We start from the raw sequence: 19,369 nt of genomic DNA, 5'->3' as shown, positions 1-19,369 counted from the left end.
TTACAAGTTTCTATATGTAAAAAAATTGGTACCTTCTCATAAGTAATTATGGTAAGATTATGATCGATAATCTTGACATTCTTTAATAAATATTAGGATAATACTCTTATCGAATTTTGGAAGGGGGAAGAGATGGTGAAACCAAAAATTGAAGACGTTGCCAAGCTTGCTGGTGTTTCACCAACAACGGTTTCTAGAGTATTAAATAATCGTGGATACATTAGTGAAAAAACAAGGAAAAAAGTCCATGATTCGATGGAACAATTAAATTACTATCCTAATGAAATAGCTCGTTCACTGTTTATCAAGAAAACGTACTTAATAGGGTTGATATTTCCAAGTACTGGTAATCCGTTTTATGGACAGCTTATTTTTCATTTAGAAAATATTTGTTCTTCATTGGGGTATAAGGTATTACTCTGTAATAGTCAAAACCGTGAAGATAAGGAAAGAAACTATCTGAAAATGCTGCAAATGAATCAAGTTGATGGAATCATAGCTGGCGCTCACAATAGAGGAATTGAAGAATACGAAATACCAAAGTTGCCTGTAGTTGGTATCGATCGTTATTTATCAAGTAAAACCCCAGTGGTATCTAGTGACAACTATGAAGGGGGAAAACTAGCTACTCAATTATTAATTGATAAAGGATGTAAACAAATCATCCACATTAATGGACCGCAATATTTAGAGACTCCTGCTAATTTAAGAAGAAACGCATATGAAGATGTTATGAGAGCTAATAATCTAAAGCCTCTTACATATGAATTCCCTCTTAAATCAACAGATGAAATTGTCATAAATATTGTAAAACAAATATTAGATGACCATCCTCAAGTTGATGCTATCTTTGCAAGTGATGATTTGATCGCCTCTAAGGTCTTAAGAGAGGCTAGAAAAAGAAACATTACTATTCCACAAGATTTAAAAGTAATTGGATATGATGGTACCGAAACGACAAGAATGCTGCTGCCTGAATTAAGCACAGTTGAACAACCTATTAAGGAAATAGCTGAAAGGGCTGTAGAAATTATCATTAAACAGATTAATGGTGAAGAAGAAGATATTCAATTAGAAAACATTTTACCGGTCAAATTAATTGATAGTGAAACGACATAAAAAGAATAATCTTGATGGAGTGGAAAAATTTAATGAATTATATGTCATGCGGTTGACATACCGAGGCGGATGGCATATAATTCTTATTGTAAGGGGTTTCTAAAAGGTTTTAAATCTTTGGAAACTGTGAATTTAATAGATTTGAATGACAACCTTTTGAAGCTGAAAAAATTTTTTGAACAATATGTCATGCGGTTGACATACTGAGTGAGATTACTATTGATTTTCTCTGAAATGGTTAAAATACTATGCGGGAATTAAACGATTCAAATAATAACATGATAAAGAAGATTTTTTTGACCTGAAATGTCATGCGGTTGACATAAACGGATTTATCCATGTTATTAATAATGACTAGTTTTTGATAATAGCGATACCATTCTGAAGTCCGTAAGCTATCAAACTAGCTTGTATACTAGCTGAAATTTATTTCTGAAAGTGAGGAAAAGATATGCACACAGAGGTTAGGATGTCAACAAAAGTAGAACACCCTACACAAAGCATAAAAAAGGCAAAAGTAAAAAAACTATTAAACAATTACCAACTCTATTTATTTTTATTACCTGCATTAATTTATTTTATTATCTTTCACTACTTCCCAATGTATGGAGTCATTATAGCCTTCAAAAATTTCATAGCAACACAAGGCATTATGGGAAGTCCATGGGTAGGTTTTAAGCATTTTGAGAGGTTTTTTGAATCATTTCAATTCTGGAGTTTAATAAAGAATACACTTGGACTTAGTGTTTTACATTTAATCATTGGATTTCCGTTACCAATTATTCTTGCATTAATGATGAACCAAATAAGACATGAGAAATACAAACGTTTCGTTCAAACGGTGGTATATGCCCCACATTTTATTTCAGTCGTCGTATTAGCAGGTATGATTTATGTTTTTTTCTCAAACAATGGACTTATTAATAATTTCATCATGATGTTTGGTGGAGAATCTATTTCGTTTATGGCAAAGCCGGAGTGGTTTAAACCATTATATATCGGATCTGGAGTTTGGCAGGAAACAGGATGGGCAGCAATCATCTATCTAGCAGCTCTTGCAGGAGTTAGCCCTGAGCTTCATGAAGCAGCAGTAATGGATGGGGCGAGTAAGTGGCATCGAATTTTACATGTTGATATCCCAGCTATCATGCCTACTGCAGTCATATTGCTTATCTTATCGGTAGGAAATATTATGAATATTGGTTTTGAAAAGGCTTACCTGTTACAAACACCATTAAATCAGCCTTCAGCAGAAATTATTCCGACCTACGTTTATAAAATGGGTTTACAACAGGCTCAATATAGTTTTGCAGCAGCAGTAGGGTTATTCAATGCCGTTATTAATTTAGTATTATTGGTGGCCGTTAACAAATTTGCCAAGAAATTATCAGGTCAAGGTCTATGGTAACTAGGAGGGTGAAGAATGATGGGTTTACTTGCAATGAATAAGACAACTAGAAGATCTAAAGAAGATAAAATTTTTGATTTAATTAATATTTTCCTAGTCGCGATAATGGTTATATTAGTCGTCTATCCTCTTTACTTTATCGTGATTGCGTCGATTAGTAACCCCAATATGATCTATGAGGGGAAAGTATGGCTACTGCCAAAAGATATTACCTTTGAAGGGTATCAAAGAATCTTCAGTGATAGCAAGATTTGGTTAGGTTATAAAAATTCGATTATTTATACGTTTGTAGGAACTCTTGTAAATGTTTCATGTACATTGATGGCTGCTTACGCTCTATCACGTAGAGATTTATATGGAAGAAACCTAATTATGTTTTTATTCCTCTTTACGATGTTTTTCTCCGGGGGATTAATTCCGACTTATTTAGTTGTTAAGAATTTAGGATTACTGAATACGATGTGGGCATTAATTTTACCGAAGGCTGTTGCAGTATGGAATGTCATCGTTGCAAGAACCTTTTTCCAAACATCTATACCGAATGAGTTATTAGAGGCGGCAAAGATAGACGGCTGTTCGGATGCAAAATTCTTTTGGAAGATTGTCCTGCCACTTTCCAAACCAATTGTGGCAGTAATGGTGTTATTTTATGCGGTTGGACACTGGAACTCATACTTTGATGCATTAATTTATTTGAACAACGAGGACTTGTATCCTCTTCAATTGATTTTACGTAATATCTTAATTCAAAATGAAGCTTCCACTCAAATGATGAGTGACATTGATTCACTAGCTGCAAAACAAAGAGTCTCAGAACTTATTAAATATGGTGTGATTATTGTAGCTTCTATTCCACTTTTAGTCTTATACCCATTTGTACAGAAGTACTTTGTTAAGGGCGTTATGATTGGTGGAATTAAAGGTTGATAAATTTTGACATGTTGCTTTAAAGGAGGTGGGGATTCCGGTTTATACTCGCTAAAGCATTAGATTTAAAACATTGAGGGGGAAAACGTAATGATTAGATCAATAAAAAGAAAGATGGAAAGAAACAAGAAAAAGAAAATGTCTATAGTCCTAGCTCTTGGGTTAAGTGCATCGCTTGCCTTAACAGGTTGTTCAAGTAGTGAGTCAGGAAAAGAATCAAAGGAATCCGCGGTAGCATTTAATGAGTCAGGTCTGCCAATTGTAGAGGAAGAAGTGACATTAAATTTTGTTTCACCAAAACAACCTCTAGCACCTGATTATTCAGAAATGGTCATCTTTGACAGACTGCAAGAAGCGACGAACGTGAGTATAAAATGGAACAATATCCCTGGTGATGGATATCAAGAAAAGAAAAATTTATTACTGGCAAGTGGTGATCTACCAGATGCGTTTTATGCATCAGGCTTTACAGATCAAGATCTCATGCAGCATGGGCAAAGTGGTACGATTATCTCTTTAGAAGATTTGATTGATAAATATGCACCTAATTTAAAGAAATTATTTGAAGAAAGACCAGAACTTAAACAAATTGTGACTGCGCCGGATGGGCATATTTACTCTTTACCCCGCGCAGAAGAGATGGATCTGGTAGGGATGCCAAATATCATGTTTATTAATCAAACATGGTTAGACAAACTTGGTCTGGAAATGCCAACTACATTGGAAGAATATCATGATGTGCTAAAAGCCTTCAAAGAAAAAGATCCCAATGGGAATGGAAAACAAGATGAAATTGGTTTAACCTTCTGGTTTAACGGTTGGTGTGGTAACGAAGGAGATTTAATCGGGTTATTCGGTTTACCAGATGCTCCTTTTGAGGCTGATCACCGAATTGTTCGTGATGGAAAAGTCATTTATGCAGCAACACAACCTGAGTTTAAAGAGGCAATTGCATACTATCATCAATGGGTAAAAGAAGGACTAATTGATCCAGAGGTTGTTACTCAAGATACAGCCCAATTATTTGCAAAAGGTAAAACAGAAGATCCGACACTTGGTTCATTCATTTGGTGGGAAGATACAGAAGTAGTTGGGACAGACCGTGTGGATGATTATGCAATTTTACCACCTCTTAAAGGGAAAGACGGTGAAATTATTGTAGGACGTTCCAACTATTCTGAATATGGTAGAGATGCATTTGTTATTACATCTGCTAATAATAATCCGGAAATTACAATGCGTTGGGTTGACCGGTTATATGAGCCAAAAATGTCAGCACAAATTAACTGGGGACCAATCGGTGAAATCTATGAAGAGGATCAAAATGGTATGTTAGTCAACAAAGAATTACCTGAAGGTGTTGCAATGGGTGAATTGCGTCAAAAAGTTGCACCAGGTGGACCATTTGTTGTCTTAAAAGAACATTTTGGAACAGTAGTAGACATGGAGCCAAGAGCAAAAGAACGTTTAGATATTCTTGATAAATACTACAAACCACATATGGTTGAAGAAAACTATCCACAAATCTTCTTTAGTGCCGAAGAGCTTGAAAAAATTAATACAATTGAACCGGAAATCAAAGAATTTGTGAAACAGAAGGAAGCTCAATGGTTAATAGAAGGTGGAATAGAAGAAGAGTGGGATGAGTATATCGAGCAATTAGAAGCAATGGGATTAAATGAATTAATGGAAGTATACCAATCAGGGTTAGATCGTTTTAACAAAGAATTATAATGAATCCCACTCTTAACGGGCAGTAGAATCATATCACAAGCTTTGAGTTTACAAAAAGGGGAGGTGTGGAGGATAACTGCCCGTAAAGGTCCGATTGGTTCAACTAACCATCAGTGGGGGATGAAGAAAACCTCCACTGATGGAAGTCTTACCTTATCCTTTTTCGAAGGCCAGATGTTGTTTTTATCTGGCCTTTCTATTTAAAACGAGAAATAGGTGATAGATGTGAATAGAGTAACAGCTTTAGGAGAATTATTAATTGATTTTACACCATCCGGATATTCAGAGAAAGGGCATGTGTTATTTGAAACAAATCCTGGTGGAGCACCAGCAAATGTTTTGGTGGCACTCTCAAAATTTAATGTTCAAACATCGTTTATCGGTAAAGTTGGGAAAGACCAATTTGGCCATTTGCTAAAAAGTGGCTTAGAGCAATATAAAATTGATACAACAAATCTATTAGTTTCAGATCATGTAAATACAACGCTAGCTTTTGTTCATTTGGATCCTACAGGAGATCGTTCCTTTCATTTTTATCGCGAAAAAGGTGCAGATATTATGCTAACGGAAGAAGATATTAATGAAGAATTGATCCAATATTCACAAATCTTTCATTTTGGCTCATTATCGTTGACCCATGAACCTGCTGCAACTGCTACTTTTAAAGCATTAGAATATGCAAAAAAACATCATGTGATGATTTCATATGATCCAAACCTACGTATTCCTTTATGGGATTCACTAGACCGTGCAAAAGAAATGATTCTAAAAGGATTAAAATATGCTGATATTGTTAAGCTGTCCGAGGAAGAACTCGTCTTTTTGACTGGATATGAAGAGTTGGAAAAAGGTACGGAAATGATTCAAACTCAATACGGGTGTTCTGTTGTGTTTGTCACTTTAGGTTCAGAAGGCTGCTTTTATAGATCGAAGACTCATAGTGGAAAAACATCAGGATTTCATGTCGAAGTTGTGGATACAACTGGTGCGGGAGATGCCTTTGTAGGCGGTGCTTTATCTAAAATACTAGAGTTGAATAAACATGTAAACGTGTTAAACCAAACTGAATTAATTGAGATATCCACGTTTGCTAATGCAGTAGGTGCACTGGCGACAACTGAAAAAGGTGGGATTCCTAGTATGCCATCAAAAGAACAAGTAGAAAAAATGTTGCTTACTAAATGTTAATGATTATTAGATAAAATTTTTTGACGTTTGAGAAAGGAAGTACAAAATATATGAACAACACGGAGATTAAACAACAATATTACACAGAGAAATATCGACCGCAATTTCACTTTTCACCAGAAGCTCATTGGATGAATGATCCTAACGGGATGGTTTATTTTGAAGGTGAATATCATCTGTTTTATCAATATCACCCAAAGGGAACAACGTGGGGACCGATGCACTGGGGACATGCTATTAGCACAGATCTTGTCCATTGGGAACACTTGCCGATCGCATTAAAACCAGATGAGCATGGGATGATATTTTCTGGAAGTGCAGTCGTGGATTGGAATGATACAAGCGGCTTCTTTAATGGTCAGCCTGGTTTAGTGGCAATGTTTACACAGGCTGATACTTACCCAGACACTGAACGTCCGAGACAAAGGCAAAGTATCGCTTATAGTAATGACAATGGACGAACATGGGTGACATATGAAGAAAACCCTGTCATTTCAGATGAAAGCATTACGGATTTTAGAGACCCAAAAGTATTCTGGCATAAAGAAACAAATAAATGGGTGATGATATTAGCTTCAGGTCAGACTGTTAGACTATATACATCGAAAAATCTAAAAGATTGGGAGTTTGCAAGTGAATTTGGAGACGGTTATGGCTCACATGAAGGAGTATGGGAGTGCCCGGACTTGTTTGAATTACCTGTAGATGAGGATTCTAATCAGAAAAAGTGGGTCTTGTTTTTGAGTATCGGGGATGACCCAAGCTATGAAGAAGGATCAAGGACACAATATTTTATTGGTGAGTTTGATGGGGAAACATTTACAACTGACCATACACCGGAAACGACACTTTGGATTGACAAAGGAAGAGATAATTACGCTGGAGTAAGCTGGTCGGATATTCCCAATGAAGATGGAAGAAGAATTTATCTCGGCTGGATGAGTAACTGGCGATATGCAAATGTCACACCAACTAAAGAATGGCGAAGTGCGATGACGATTCCAAGAGTCCTTTCATTAAAAACAATGAAGGAAGGAGTTCGATTAGTTCAAGAGCCAGTTCAAGAATTACAAAACATTCGTGAAAACTCGATACACATAACGAATCAAACAATCGTGCCAAGCGAGAATATCATTTCTAATGTAAAAGGAAACACTCTTGAAATTATTGCAGAATTTGAGATCGGTACAGCTGTTGAATTTGGATTTAAAGTGTGTAAGTCAAATCAAGAGGAAACGGTCATCGGATATGACGTTATTCAACAACGATTGTTTATTGATCGCACGAATTCTGGAAAATCAGATTTTAATGAGTCCTTTGTTGGAAAACATGAGGGAGACTTAGCTCCTTATCATAACCAAAAAGTGAAGTTACACTTATTTGTAGATTGGTCATCTGTTGAAGTGTTTGGAAACAATGGAGAATTAGTGCTGACAGATTTAATATTTCCAGATCAGAATAGCAAGGATCTCGAACTGTATACAGTTGGTGGGGATGTAAAAGTAAAGACATTAGAGATTCATACGCTAAAATCCATTTGGGGAAAATAAACGAAAGATTATGGGGGATAAAGGATGAATGACTTGAATAATCGACTATTAAACACAATAAATACAATCGTGGATTACTTTCTATTAAATGTATTGTGGGTAATTGCCTCAATCCCCCTAGTTACCATTTTCCCAGCAACTGCAGCAATGTTTGGTGTTGTCCGTAAGAGACAGTTACAGAAAGAAACGAATGGGGTTTGTAAAAGTTTTTATTTGCAGTTTAAAGATCATTTTAAACAAAGTATTCTATTATCTATCGTTTGGGCTATCTTTGGAGCTTTCTTATATGTAGATTACAGGATTATCAGTCCAGAAAGCTCCATCTTTCAATTTATCCTATATATATTGCTAATCATTGGCCTTATTTTATTTGCTTCTATAACGATTTACCTTTTTCCAATCATGGTACATTTTGAGTTGAATTGGAAGAATGTCGTCAGAAATGCCTTTTTCTTTTCACTCAGCAACCCTATTTTAACGATTCTATTCATAATACTTATTGGAATTGGCGGCGCTCTATTGTATGCTTTTCCAGTTTCAATTTTTATAGTAGGGAGTTTTCTAGCATCTATTGTTTATAATTTATGTCAACATATGTTTAATCAAGTGATGGTTAAAAATGGTGCAAACTAAACTTATTAAATAAGGCTGTTTACGCATACTTGTTATTCTTGATGCAGGTAAAGGTTAAAAACTAGCCCGTTCCATTGCGCTACAGTCACTCCATGCGCCGGGGAGGAAGCTGAGCCTCCTCAGCTGCGCCTGCGGGGTCTCAGCCTTTCCTCACTTCCCGCAGGAGTCGAGTGTCTTCCGCTCCATTCCACTATAGAGTTAAAATAGTGTTTTAAAAGCCACAATCTTTGCGAAAACAGCCTTAAATTGCAGGTATGTCCTCTAGTGTTATGTGAAGTGTTTTTTTATAAAACGTGTTAAAAAGTTCTGAGGTCAAAAGCCACTCTTGAAATGAAGATAGACATCTTTTAATCAAAAGTGGCTTTTGCTTATTCTGGGTTAAACGGACACTTCATCCTTTCAAAACGCAAGTCTCAAGCCCTACGTTCAAATCAAAAAGTACACAAATTATAATTGATGTCTTGCAAACCTTTAAACAAAGTTCTAAATATTTATTACCTTTTCCAAAGATATTAGAATTTTCATATTTGACGTTAAATTCTAGAATATAAGTAGAGATAATCAGTGAGGTGATAAGAAAAAAGATGTTACAATAACTTTTCGGAATTAAATGTAAACGCATCCACAAAACACACTTTAAAATGGAGGTTATGCCACACAAACCACTTCAACAGCTTCCTAACGTAAAAGATCGCCTTCCAAAAAGATGGCTTGAACATGAGTTATGGGATAAATAATTCAATAAAGGGGGAAAAGGAAGTGTTCTTAATGAAGAGAAAAGGGTTTATTAGTGGGATCTTATCCGTTTTCATGCTTTCTATTTTATTGTACGGTTGCTCGGGTGAAGAGACATCCGTAGAGGAAGGAAAGAGTAAGGACAAATCACTTACTGTTCTTGTAGAAGGTGGCAGTCCTGCATTTACCGTAGCAAAAGAAACAGCTGAGGAATTTAAAGAAAAAACGGGCTACGAGGTAAAGATTGAGTCTGTTCCATATACAGGAGTATATGACAAATTAAAGGCAGAAGTTGCTTCACAGGCTGGTGCCTTTGATGTAGCTACGATTGATATCTTATGGTTCCCTGCTTTGGCCTCTGGTTTGCTGCCTCTTGATGATCTGATCACGGAAGAGGTTGAAGGAGATTTATTCCAAGGGTTAGTAGAAGGTGGTAGTTATCAAGATAACGTGTATGGACTACCCGTCTGGACAAATGCAAAAAATGTTATTTACCGTAAAGATTTATTTGAAGACAAGCAAAACAAAGCAGATTTTAAAAAACAATATGGGTATGAGCTGGCTCCTCCTAAAACATGGGAACAATACAAGGAAATCGCAAAATTCTTTACACGAGATACAGATCATGATGGACAAATCGATATATATGGAACAACCGTATTTGGTGCAAACAATGGTGATACCGTAGCTAGCTGGCTAGATCATGCTGCACAAGCTGGAACAGACTCGTTGGTTATTGATGAAAATAGAGAGATTATCGTGAATACAGAACCATATGTTGAATCGCTGCAGTTATTAACAGATATGTTGAACAAAGACAAATCTGTTCCACCCGGTGCTATGGAAATCTCCTCTGCAGAAACCGCTGAGCTGTTCTGGAGTGGAAAGTCAGCCATGATGATAGCTTGGGGGCACTTCTATGTTCCATCGAATGATCCAAAGCAATCAGATGTAGCAGGGAAAGTGGGGAGTGCTCCTATGATTGCTGGAGAAGCTGGGATTGGTGCAGTTCCGGGACCTTGGTATCAAGTAATCCCAAGCTCTTCGAAAAAGCAAGAAATTGCTAAAACGTATTTAGAGTTCATTTATGAAAAGAACTCATTATTTATGGATTCGCTTGGTGTAGCTGCCAGAAAATCTGTTTTTGAAGAATATAGTGCAAAAGAGGGCTATGAGCATTTAGAGTCTTTAATGACAACATTAAACGCAAAACAAACACAAAACCGACCTGAAATTAAGGAGTGGCAGCAAATCGAAAGTGAAGCCTTGATTCCTGCGGTAGCATATGCACTTTCAGGTGAAAAAACACCTCAAGAAGCACTTGATTGGGCAGCAGAAGTAATTAAAGGGATTATCCCACCACAATAAGGTGTAAAAATAAGAGATCTCTTTTGAACAATAGATTGATAGAGAGATCTCAATTTTAAGATTAAGATTCGCTTATGAGTTTACTTGAAAGGAGGCAGTTCAATGAAAGTAAGAAATGGTGCACTTTCAACGATGTTTTTTATGCCAGCTGCATTATTTATGCTTGTGTTTTTGGTTTTCCCGATTCTTCTCCTTCTCAGGGACAGCTTCTTTCATATCGATTTAATGGATCCTGCAGCGAGAGAATTTGTGGGTCTGGCTAATTATATAGACTCTCTTTCGTCAAAACGATTCTTAGCATCTTTATGGAATACTGTCATCTATATTGTGACCGCTGTTGGGGTCGAATTTTTAATCGGACTTACGTTAGCTTTACTTTTAAGTAATGCATTTAAAGGAAGTCAATTCCTCAGAACAATTTTGCTTACTCCATTAATGCTCGCACCGTTAGTTTCAGGTTTGATATGGAAATTTATGCTGAATGATCAGTTCGGGATTGTTAATTGGACACTTTACAAAATAGGGATCATCTCAGATCCTCATCAAATTCTATGGCTGTCTGATTCTCGGTTTTCTCTTTTATCAACAATTATTGCAGATATTTGGTTAACGACGCCCTTCATTATGCTTGTGCTATTAGCCGGGATACAAGGTATTTCTAAGAGCTTATATGAATCTGCAGATATTGATGGAGCAAATAAATGGCACAAGTTTCGATATATCACGATCCCTTGTTTAATTCCTGTCGCCTCGGTTGCGTTGTTAATTCGAATCATTGATGCTGCAAGAACCTTTGATATTGTATGGGTTTTAACACAAGGAGGACCTGGTTTTTCTTCAGAGTTATTAAGTACGTATATGTATAAGACTTTAACACGTTATGGTCAAGTTGGACATTCGAGTGCGATGGCGGTCATTTTTATTATCATCCTGTTAGTGTTAAGCTCCTTCTTTATAGCGAAAATATGGTCACCTCGAAAAAAGAATGCCTAGTGAAAGGAGAGGGGAATAGTTATGACGGAATTACCTATAAGTAAAACAGACTTAGCGAAGCGTACGCCTTTAAATCTTCTGAAATGGAAGAGAAAGATATGGCTTCTATTTGTAATCGCATTAACTTGCTTACTAGCGATGTTGTTTCTTGGCCCGTATGTGTATCTGCTTTTAACTTCATTAAAACCTTCAGCTGAAGCAGTTAGTGCACCACCTACATTATGGCCCTCAACATTCTCAATTGAAAACTACCGAAATATGTTCGATTACTTACCTGTCGGAAGATATTTTGCTAATAGTTTAGTCACAGCTGGGGTTAGCACAATTATTAGTGTGTTATTAGGTTCAATGGCAGCTTATGGCATTTCAAGGTTTACTTCTGTTACAGGAAAATATTTTTTGCTGTTTACTTTAGTGGTCAGAATGGTTCCAATGATAAGTATTGCGATTCCTATGTATATGATAGTAAAGGACATGGGTCTCATTGATACTCAATTGGCCTTAATTTTAGTTTATACAAGTGTGAATGTCCCTTTTGCGATTTGGCTTATGATCGGATTCTTTGATTCTGTTCCAAAAGAGTTTGATGAAGCAGCCCGTATCGATGGATGTGGCTGGCTTGGTGCATTTATACGGGTCATTCTTCCTGTTTCTTTACCAGGTTTAGCAACAACTGCGATTTTTACATTTATGTTAGCGTGGAATGATTTTTTGTTTTCCCTTTTAATGACGAGCACTCAAGCAAAAACGGCCACAGTTGGTATTTCAGAATTTTTGACTGCCTATAATCTTGATTTGGGTCCAATGACTGCTGCAGCTGTTTCGTTTAGTTTTCCGGTCATGATCTTTTCTTTATTCGTCCAACGTTATATTGTGAGTGGTATGACTTTAGGGGCTGTTAAGGAGTAAATCTTGTAAAATGATGGGCTGTTTATTAAATGAAAGTAAAAGGCATAAAGAACGAAGGTACAAATAAAAATGTGCTGAAAAATTAGGATTCTCAAGAAAAAAGAAGAGTAGAAGGTTATAAAAATTTAATCATATGAGTGTGCGAGGTTAGATATTTAAAAATATATCTAAATCCAGAGAAAAATGAAAACGTTATCTATTCTGTTGCTAACTTTTTATTAAATGGAGAATGAAGAACCATGTTAAAATTACTGAAATTAACCGACTCACCTATTAAACAAAAAATTATCCTTCTTGCATTATTCTCTACATTAATCCCATTGCTTGTTATTGGTCCTTTTACGTTTATTCTATTTAATAAAGCCATTGAAAACAAAGTCTCATCAACAATTACAAACTTTTTAACGATTGCCGATTGGAATATTGATACGTTTATTACGGAAATTGAAGATATATCGAATAGTATCTTTTTATCAAATGATATTCACGGATATTTAACCATGAACAAAGTTGGACCGAGACTTTTTAGACTTGAGACAGCATCCAGGAATACATTAAATAACATCACAGTTGTCAATAAGCCGTTTATTAACTCTATTTATATTGGAAATGAACATCATGGTTTATTAAAAGTTAATCGTGGTGAAAGCCTACAAAATGGTAATGCATATCAACTAATAAAGGAATCTAGTTTTTATAATAAACTATTAAATAGCCCTTGGAAGGGACAATGGTTTAATGGTCAACAAATGAGACTAGTTACAGCAGATGAACAACCGTTAATTTACGGAAGAATGATAAAAAATCTAGGCACAGAGGAATCAATGGGCGTTCTACTTATTAGCATTGATTCACAAATTTTTAATAAGATGTTTGATGAGGTAAAGACGAAAGGGAATATCCTCATTCTTGACGGTAATCACATCATATATTCAAGGAATTCAATGCAAATCTCTTCTATACAATTGGCGAATATTATTGATCGTTCCGAAAACCAAGGTACTATTATTAAGTATATAAATGGCACAAAAAATCTATTAAACTACCATACAAATGAGAAAACTGGATGGAAGGTCGTTAGTATTATTCCATATAACAGTGTTGTTCAAGAAGTAAATAAAATAAGGATCATCACGATTTCATTACTAGTTATTGGATTAATTATTTCCATTATTTTTGCATTCACATTATCAAAAAAAATAACGAAACAGCTAGGATTGCTGCGCTTGGTAACAGAAAAAATGGAAAAGAGAGAAATCATTTCAGGAGTCGATTTTAATAAAGAAGATGAAATAGGGAAGATTGGAGACCGTTTTGTTGAAATTTATAATCGAAATATTGACTTAACATTTAAACTATATGAATCAAAAATTAAAGAAAAAGAAGCTGAGCTTATGGCATTACAAAGCCATATCAACCCTCATTTTTTATACAATACGTTAAATACAATTTACTGGATGGCGATAAAAATAAGAGCAAAGCCGATTGCTAAGATTGCCATCAGTTTGTCGAAAATCTTTAAGTTAACATTAAATGATGGTAGCCATGTGACAACTGTTCAAAATGAAATAGATCAAGTGAAGAGTTATTTAGACATTCAAAACATTCGCTTCGATCATAAAATTACTTATCATATTGACGTTGAACCTTCCATACTTGAACGAAAAATGATAAAACTACTACTTCAGCCAATTATAGAAAATGCTGTCTATCACGGCTTAGAACAATTAGGCAAAGGAACAATCACGATTAAAGGCTATCAAGAAAGCTATTATCTACTCTTTGAAATCAGTGATAATGGCAAGGGATTTGACAGTAAAACATTTGATTATAACAAGGTGGGTTACGCATTAAAAAATATAAATGAAAGGTTGAAGCTTCAGTATGGTGAGGGATTTGGATTAGAAATCAATAGTGAAAGTGGAAAGGGTACAACTGTGTATCTAAAGGTAGGTCTCGAGGATTAAAAAAGGTAGGTGAAACAGATGTATAAGCTTCTAATAGTTGATGATGAGAAGATTGTGGTTGAAGGCTTAACATATGCAACTAATTGGAAGGATTATGAGATTGAAATTGTGGGATCCGCCTCAAATGGAAAAGAAGCCTTACAAAAAATTATTGATTTAAAACCAGATATTGTTTTGCAGGACATAAGAATTCCCGAAATGAATGGCTTAAATTTAATCAATGAAGTGAAAAAGCTTGAACTCGACACTGTCTTTATCATTATTAGTGGCTATCCTGAATTTAATTATGCAAAAAGGGCGATAGAGCTTGAAGCACTTGACTATCTAGTCAAACCGATTGAAGTGGATGAAATTATTGCTTCAATTGAAAAAGCCATTTGTAAAATAAAAAAGCTGAAGGAGGAAAAGCTCTACGATAAGCGACAAAAGCGATATGAAGAGGCATTGGTAGAGAAGCAATTTCTTGAAATTATGTTAGGCAATCAAAGCGTTATACCAGAAGTGACAAACGATTTTAAACAGTTTTGTTGTGTCATCTTTGAAAAAAGAAATGGTGAATTAAATGAACATCACTATGATGAGGAAATCAATTCTCTACGATTCACCATTGATCAAGCACTAACTGAAAAAGGAATAAAATGCTTCCTGTATCATATTGATCAATCCTTAGCTATTTTGATGTCTCTCTCTGATTCATATAGGATGACATCCTTTTTAGAAGATGTATTTCACGTTATACCAGAGCAAATGAAAGCCAATGTGTCAGTAGGAATAAGCCATTCATATTCCAATCTAGTAAACATCAATCAGTCATATAAAGAGGCGGAGGAGTCTGCCAAGATTGGTATCTATTCCAATCAACAGATCACGTATTACAGTGAAATAGAGACGTTAAATACAACAATTGATTCCAATATCATTTCAGAAATCGAACAATACTTTTCATTAAAACACTCAAATGATTTTTTTGAAATGGATAAACTGATTGATCAAGTAATTGATTATGCTAAACAAACAAGACTTCCACCTAAAAAATCTTTTTATTTATGTTCTAAACTAGTGAATCATTTGCTTGAGTATGTGGAGAAGGAATTTGAACTTAATCATATTATGGATGAACGATATGAGGTCTACGAACAATTAAACACACTCAATTCTTTAGATGAATTAAGTGAGTGGTTAAGAAGGTTAGTATATTCAATTAAATCTAAAGTAGATGCTCATAAAGTTTCTTATAATGAAAAACTTATCTTAGATATAAAAGATTACCTAAATGTTAACTATCGGGAGCCTATTGTTTTAGAAGACTTAGGTAAGCATTTTTATAAGAACCCTTCCTATTTATGTAGCTTATTCTCAAAGTCTGTTGGGAAAACAATCTTTGAATATATTACTTCAACAAGAATCAATCATGCAAAAAAACTGCTAAGAACATCTAGTTGTAAGGTGGCAGACGTAGCATTCCAGGTAGGATATGAAAATCAAAAATACTTTTACCAAGTGTTCAAAAAAATGTGGGAATTACACCAAGTCAGTATCGATCAAAGTACCTTGTGAAATGAGCTAAAATGGAAGCGAATTATACTTAGAGATGGAATATCAAGCTAATTGACTCTAAAATTCCATCCAAATCATATACACTATTAGGTTAAATTTTTGAAAAATCAAAATATTTAAGGGAAATCACTCATAATAGAACGTCTTGAGGGGGTGGTCATTGATGTTTTTGTAAGCGTTAACAATTTTAATCTTCACTATTTGTCTGGCTATGAAATCGTTTATATGAATTAAATTCCGGTAATGTTAAAAGTTTTATGAAAGTTAAATAAGTATCAAGAACTTACTACAATTTAAGTGGTGATCCAACGCAATCGCTCCGTAATGGTTTAACAGAAGGAAAGGGAGGTAACTTTTTTGCTGAAAAGGCCCTCTATCAAGTATTTTATAGCTTATTACTAAATAAAAGTTTTAAAAATACGTAAATTCCTTAGGGGGAAATAATATGGAAACAAATAAATCTATTAAACAATCCAATTTAATAAAACGACGGAGCTTTATATTAGGATTATTTGTTTGGGTATTAACATTTTTAGGAGGTTTTCCTTTTAAGTCAATAGCAAAGGCTTCCAACGAAACAAGCTATTCTCAAGCTATGGTACTTGACCCAGTAAATTATGGAGCACGGTTAAATGACCCCAATTTTGACAACGCACCAATTATTAATGATCTTATTAATGATATGCCTCCATCTGGAGGAGTGATTGAATTACCAGCAGGTGAAATGTGGATTCATTCTCCAATTAAAATTAATCGCTCTTATGTGACAATCAGAGGTGTTAATGCAGGCACACGTTCGAATATCGACCCCGAAGAACAAACAGGTCCAACTCATCCAGGCGGAGGAAGTAAACTTGTATTAGGTAATAACTGTCAAACAGCCATCATTTCTGAAAGACGTGTTGGGGCACCACGAGTATCTTCGATTCAACTTGAAAGCTTTTTGATTCAAGGTCGTGGAACAGATAAAGGTCAAATTGCTGTTAATATCGACCATGATAATGATGCAGTTCGAATTATTGGTGTTTCAACAATCAACGTAGATACTGGTTTACGATTTAATGGAGCTGACGCATGCACAGTAAGTGGATGTTGGATTTCAGAAGTACGTAATGGTCTTGTTTCGGTCGGAGCTTCTCAGCAATTATTGGTTGCCAATAACTACTTTGGAGCACAACCGTTAGGAAAAAGTGTATTTTTAGAAAATCCTAATTGGGCAAATATTGTAGGCAACAACATTTATCCTGATGGACATATTTGTTTAGAAGCTATAGGAGCCAATGATTGTACATTTACAGGGAATAATATCCAAAGCTATTACACTGGTGCTGTTGTTATAAAAGGGAATGGAAATTTATTTTCTGGAAAAGTGCAAGCGCTAAGAGATGGTGCAGGTAACTGGAAAAGTGATCCTATTGGGCGTGATGGTCTTTATGGACTGATTCATGTTAATGGAAATGATAATCATATCACTGCGTCAACGATCAATTCTGCTCAACCAGAAAATAACACTCGTATCCTAATTATGGGGGGAATGGAAACTGGGTGACTAATACCAAGATTTATGGTATTTCTTCAAATCGAAAAGTTGTAGTCAATGGTTCATGTGTGGATACACGTATAGTTCATTCTGCATCATCGTTAGAGGTAGATAAAGCTAGTTCAAATACAACGATCGTTTGGTAATTTATTGCCTTGCTATTACTCTATCTGGGATACGGCAACGATTCGTCCGAGTATTTCAACCGTAATGAAATTAATCAAAGATTAAAAAAATCGTTAAGAATATGGATTTAAACGACTTTTTGCTGAAGCTATTCTAAAAATGATGATAAGCTTCTATAAAATTATTAAAAAAAGTAGGAGGGGAAATGATGCTTCAAAATATTGGAGTACCAGGATTAATACTAATTTTAACCATCGCCCTTATTATTTTCGGACCTTCTAAGTTACCGGAGATAGGAAGAGCATTTGGTTCAACATTAAGAGAATTTAAAAAGTCTACCAAAGATCTTGTAACAGATGACTCAAATTCAGAAACATCTGATAAGAAAGAATAACTAACCAAATAATAATAGGAGATGTAGGTTCTGTCTTACATCTTCCTTTTCATGGAGTGATTAGGTTGGAAGATCAAAACATGCGGTTCGTTCAACACTTTGAGGAATTACGTAAACGCATTATGATCACTTTAGTTGCTTTTCTTCTGTCTTTAATTCTAGCATTTATATATGTCCAAGATATTTATCATGTGTTAGTTAAAGATTTGCCATTTAAGCTGGCTCTATTAGGTCCAAGTGATATCTTAGTCGTTTATTTAATGATTGCAAGCGTTGTTGCTATTGCAGCTATTATACCAGTTGCTGCGCACCAAGTTTGGTTGTATGTACGTCCAGCGTTAACACCCAAAGAACGCAGAGTTACCATTGCTTATATTCCAGGACTATTTATGCTATTCATATTAGGAATTAGTTTTGGTTACTTTATTCTATTTCCTCTTGTACTAAATTTTTTAATGTCGCTATCTAATGATATGTTTACTACTTTCTTTACAACGGAGAAATATTTCAAATTTTTGCTTCATATGACTTTGCCTTTTGGATTTCTGTTTGAACTTCCCGTTGTCATTATGTTTTTGACAAGTTTAGGAATTATCAATCCATACCGTTTGCAAAAAATTAGGAAATATGCTTACTTTCTGTTAATTTTTGTTTCAATTTCGATTACGCCTCCAGACTTTCTTTCAGATATCCTGGTGGTTATACCTTTATTATTATTATATGAAATTAGTATCAGCTTATCTAAATTAGTTTATAAAAGACAGCAAAGGACTAAAGAAGAAAATAATGAGGTATACAAAGAATCTGTTTAATATATATAAAAGCTGATTCCTTAAAATAAGGTGAGGAATTAGCTTTTAGATGTCTTTAAGTTTGCTTAACAGACTAAATTCGTGTGCCCCTCGAACAGCAACAAGAAAAACACAGCAAGCTGCTAAAAGAAAATGAATATCGAATAAAGTTACAATAGAAGATTTTACACGGAAAAATAGAGAACGGTGAATTTGAGTCCCTCAAAATTCACCGTTCTCATTTTTTAAAGCTAATTATATCCCCAATCTCTTTTTTGTCCAGGTTTCCATTCAATATAAAGTCGTACTTCCATTCAAAAAACAGCTAGATGTTTGATAAGTCCTTTTACCTAATGTTACACATCATATTGACAGAATGTATAATCAACTTTACTATTTTTATTGTTAACTAATAAATATATTTGGTTAA

General features: G+C 35.0%; 16 protein-coding genes. All 16 read left to right on the top strand.

Annotated features, from left to right (window positions below; genetic code table 11):
• Positions 1-135 precede the first annotated feature (135 nt).
• Positions 136-1,119, top strand: a complete 984-nt coding sequence (locus tag AC0L8O_RS17220; protein ID WP_473448981.1) for a LacI family DNA-binding transcriptional regulator — start codon at positions 136-138, stop codon at positions 1,117-1,119.
• Between the two features lie 469 nt (positions 1,120-1,588).
• A complete protein-coding gene (locus AC0L8O_RS17215; protein ID WP_473444042.1) occupies positions 1,589-2,527 on the top strand; it encodes an ABC transporter permease in 939 nt (312 codons plus the stop codon).
• Between the two features lie 15 nt (positions 2,528-2,542).
• The gene (locus AC0L8O_RS17210) at positions 2,543-3,454 is read left to right on the top strand and encodes a carbohydrate ABC transporter permease (protein WP_473444040.1); all 912 of its coding nucleotides are present in this window, start codon (positions 2,543-2,545) and stop codon (positions 3,452-3,454) included.
• Between the two features lie 138 nt (positions 3,455-3,592).
• The gene (locus AC0L8O_RS17205) at positions 3,593-5,188 is read left to right on the top strand and encodes an ABC transporter substrate-binding protein (protein WP_473448980.1); all 1,596 of its coding nucleotides are present in this window, start codon (positions 3,593-3,595) and stop codon (positions 5,186-5,188) included.
• A 225-nt stretch (positions 5,189-5,413) separates the two neighbouring features.
• Positions 5,414-6,376: a PfkB family carbohydrate kinase gene (locus AC0L8O_RS17200; protein ID WP_473444039.1), complete on the top strand. Its 963-nt coding sequence runs from the start codon at positions 5,414-5,416 to the stop codon at positions 6,374-6,376.
• A 50-nt stretch (positions 6,377-6,426) separates the two neighbouring features.
• Positions 6,427-7,926: a glycoside hydrolase family 32 protein gene (locus tag AC0L8O_RS17195; RefSeq protein WP_473444036.1), complete on the top strand. Its 1,500-nt coding sequence runs from the start codon at positions 6,427-6,429 to the stop codon at positions 7,924-7,926.
• Between the two features lie 24 nt (positions 7,927-7,950).
• Positions 7,951-8,559 carry a YesL family protein gene (locus tag AC0L8O_RS17190; RefSeq protein ID WP_473444034.1) on the top strand — a complete coding sequence of 203 codons (609 nt, stop codon included), beginning with the start codon at positions 7,951-7,953 and terminating at the stop codon, positions 8,557-8,559.
• A gap of 768 nt (positions 8,560-9,327) precedes the next feature.
• On the top strand, positions 9,328-10,662 hold the full coding sequence (locus tag AC0L8O_RS17185) for an ABC transporter substrate-binding protein (protein ID WP_473448979.1): 1,335 nt from the start codon (positions 9,328-9,330) through the stop codon (positions 10,660-10,662).
• 102 nt (positions 10,663-10,764) lie between these two features.
• Positions 10,765-11,655 (top strand): carbohydrate ABC transporter permease, encoded by an 891-nt coding sequence (locus AC0L8O_RS17180; RefSeq protein WP_473444032.1) that lies wholly within the window; start codon positions 10,765-10,767, stop codon positions 11,653-11,655.
• A 21-nt stretch (positions 11,656-11,676) separates the two neighbouring features.
• The gene (locus tag AC0L8O_RS17175; protein ID WP_473444030.1) at positions 11,677-12,564 is read left to right on the top strand and encodes a carbohydrate ABC transporter permease; all 888 of its coding nucleotides are present in this window, start codon (positions 11,677-11,679) and stop codon (positions 12,562-12,564) included.
• A gap of 239 nt (positions 12,565-12,803) precedes the next feature.
• Positions 12,804-14,531 (top strand): sensor histidine kinase, encoded by a 1,728-nt coding sequence (locus AC0L8O_RS17170; RefSeq protein WP_473444028.1) that lies wholly within the window; start codon positions 12,804-12,806, stop codon positions 14,529-14,531.
• Positions 14,532-14,549: 18 nt separating this feature from the next.
• On the top strand, positions 14,550-16,088 hold the full coding sequence (locus tag AC0L8O_RS17165) for a response regulator (RefSeq protein WP_473444026.1): 1,539 nt from the start codon (positions 14,550-14,552) through the stop codon (positions 16,086-16,088).
• 445 nt (positions 16,089-16,533) lie between these two features.
• Positions 16,534-17,637, top strand: a complete 1,104-nt coding sequence (locus tag AC0L8O_RS17160; protein WP_473444025.1) for a NosD domain-containing protein — start codon at positions 16,534-16,536, stop codon at positions 17,635-17,637.
• Entirely contained in the window at positions 17,634-17,774 is a 141-nt protein-coding gene (locus AC0L8O_RS17155; protein WP_473444023.1) for a hypothetical protein, read from the top strand. The genes AC0L8O_RS17160 and AC0L8O_RS17155 overlap by 4 nt, the downstream gene beginning before the upstream one ends.
• Positions 17,775-17,962: 188 nt before the next feature.
• On the top strand, positions 17,963-18,148 hold the full coding sequence (locus AC0L8O_RS17150; protein ID WP_473448978.1) for a twin-arginine translocase TatA/TatE family subunit: 186 nt from the start codon (positions 17,963-17,965) through the stop codon (positions 18,146-18,148).
• Between the two features lie 80 nt (positions 18,149-18,228).
• On the top strand, positions 18,229-18,960 hold the full coding sequence (gene tatC, locus AC0L8O_RS17145; protein WP_473448976.1) for a twin-arginine translocase subunit TatC: 732 nt from the start codon (positions 18,229-18,231) through the stop codon (positions 18,958-18,960).
• Positions 18,961-19,369 lie beyond the last annotated feature (409 nt).

The sequence above is a fragment of the Metabacillus sp. KJ11-3 genome (genome assembly GCF_055808295.1).
Note: the sequence above shows the minus strand (reverse complement) of the source record. Positions and strands in the feature narration are given on the sequence as shown.

What these genes read in the sequence shown, in the direction of transcription:
- AC0L8O_RS17165 (WP_473444026.1), top strand. Translation starts at nt 14,550, where the DNA reads ATGTATAAGCTTCTAATAGTTGATGATGAGAAGATTGTGGTTGAAGGC.
- AC0L8O_RS17210 (WP_473444040.1), top strand. Translation starts at nt 2,543, where the DNA reads ATGATGGGTTTACTTGCAATGAATAAGACAACTAGAAGATCTAAAGAA.
- AC0L8O_RS17180 (WP_473444032.1), top strand. Translation starts at nt 10,765, where the DNA reads ATGAAAGTAAGAAATGGTGCACTTTCAACGATGTTTTTTATGCCAGCT.
- AC0L8O_RS17160 (WP_473444025.1), top strand. Translation starts at nt 16,534, where the DNA reads ATGGAAACAAATAAATCTATTAAACAATCCAATTTAATAAAACGACGG.
- AC0L8O_RS17170 (WP_473444028.1), top strand. Translation starts at nt 12,804, where the DNA reads ATGTTAAAATTACTGAAATTAACCGACTCACCTATTAAACAAAAAATT.
- AC0L8O_RS17185 (WP_473448979.1), top strand. Translation starts at nt 9,328, where the DNA reads ATGAAGAGAAAAGGGTTTATTAGTGGGATCTTATCCGTTTTCATGCTT.
- AC0L8O_RS17215 (WP_473444042.1), top strand. Translation starts at nt 1,589, where the DNA reads ATGTCAACAAAAGTAGAACACCCTACACAAAGCATAAAAAAGGCAAAA.
- AC0L8O_RS17150 (WP_473448978.1), top strand. Translation starts at nt 17,963, where the DNA reads ATGCTTCAAAATATTGGAGTACCAGGATTAATACTAATTTTAACCATC.
- AC0L8O_RS17195 (WP_473444036.1), top strand. Translation starts at nt 6,427, where the DNA reads ATGAACAACACGGAGATTAAACAACAATATTACACAGAGAAATATCGA.
- AC0L8O_RS17190 (WP_473444034.1), top strand. Translation starts at nt 7,951, where the DNA reads ATGAATGACTTGAATAATCGACTATTAAACACAATAAATACAATCGTG.
- tatC (WP_473448976.1), top strand. Translation starts at nt 18,229, where the DNA reads ATGCGGTTCGTTCAACACTTTGAGGAATTACGTAAACGCATTATGATC.
- AC0L8O_RS17205 (WP_473448980.1), top strand. Translation starts at nt 3,593, where the DNA reads ATGTCTATAGTCCTAGCTCTTGGGTTAAGTGCATCGCTTGCCTTAACA.
- AC0L8O_RS17175 (WP_473444030.1), top strand. Translation starts at nt 11,677, where the DNA reads ATGACGGAATTACCTATAAGTAAAACAGACTTAGCGAAGCGTACGCCT.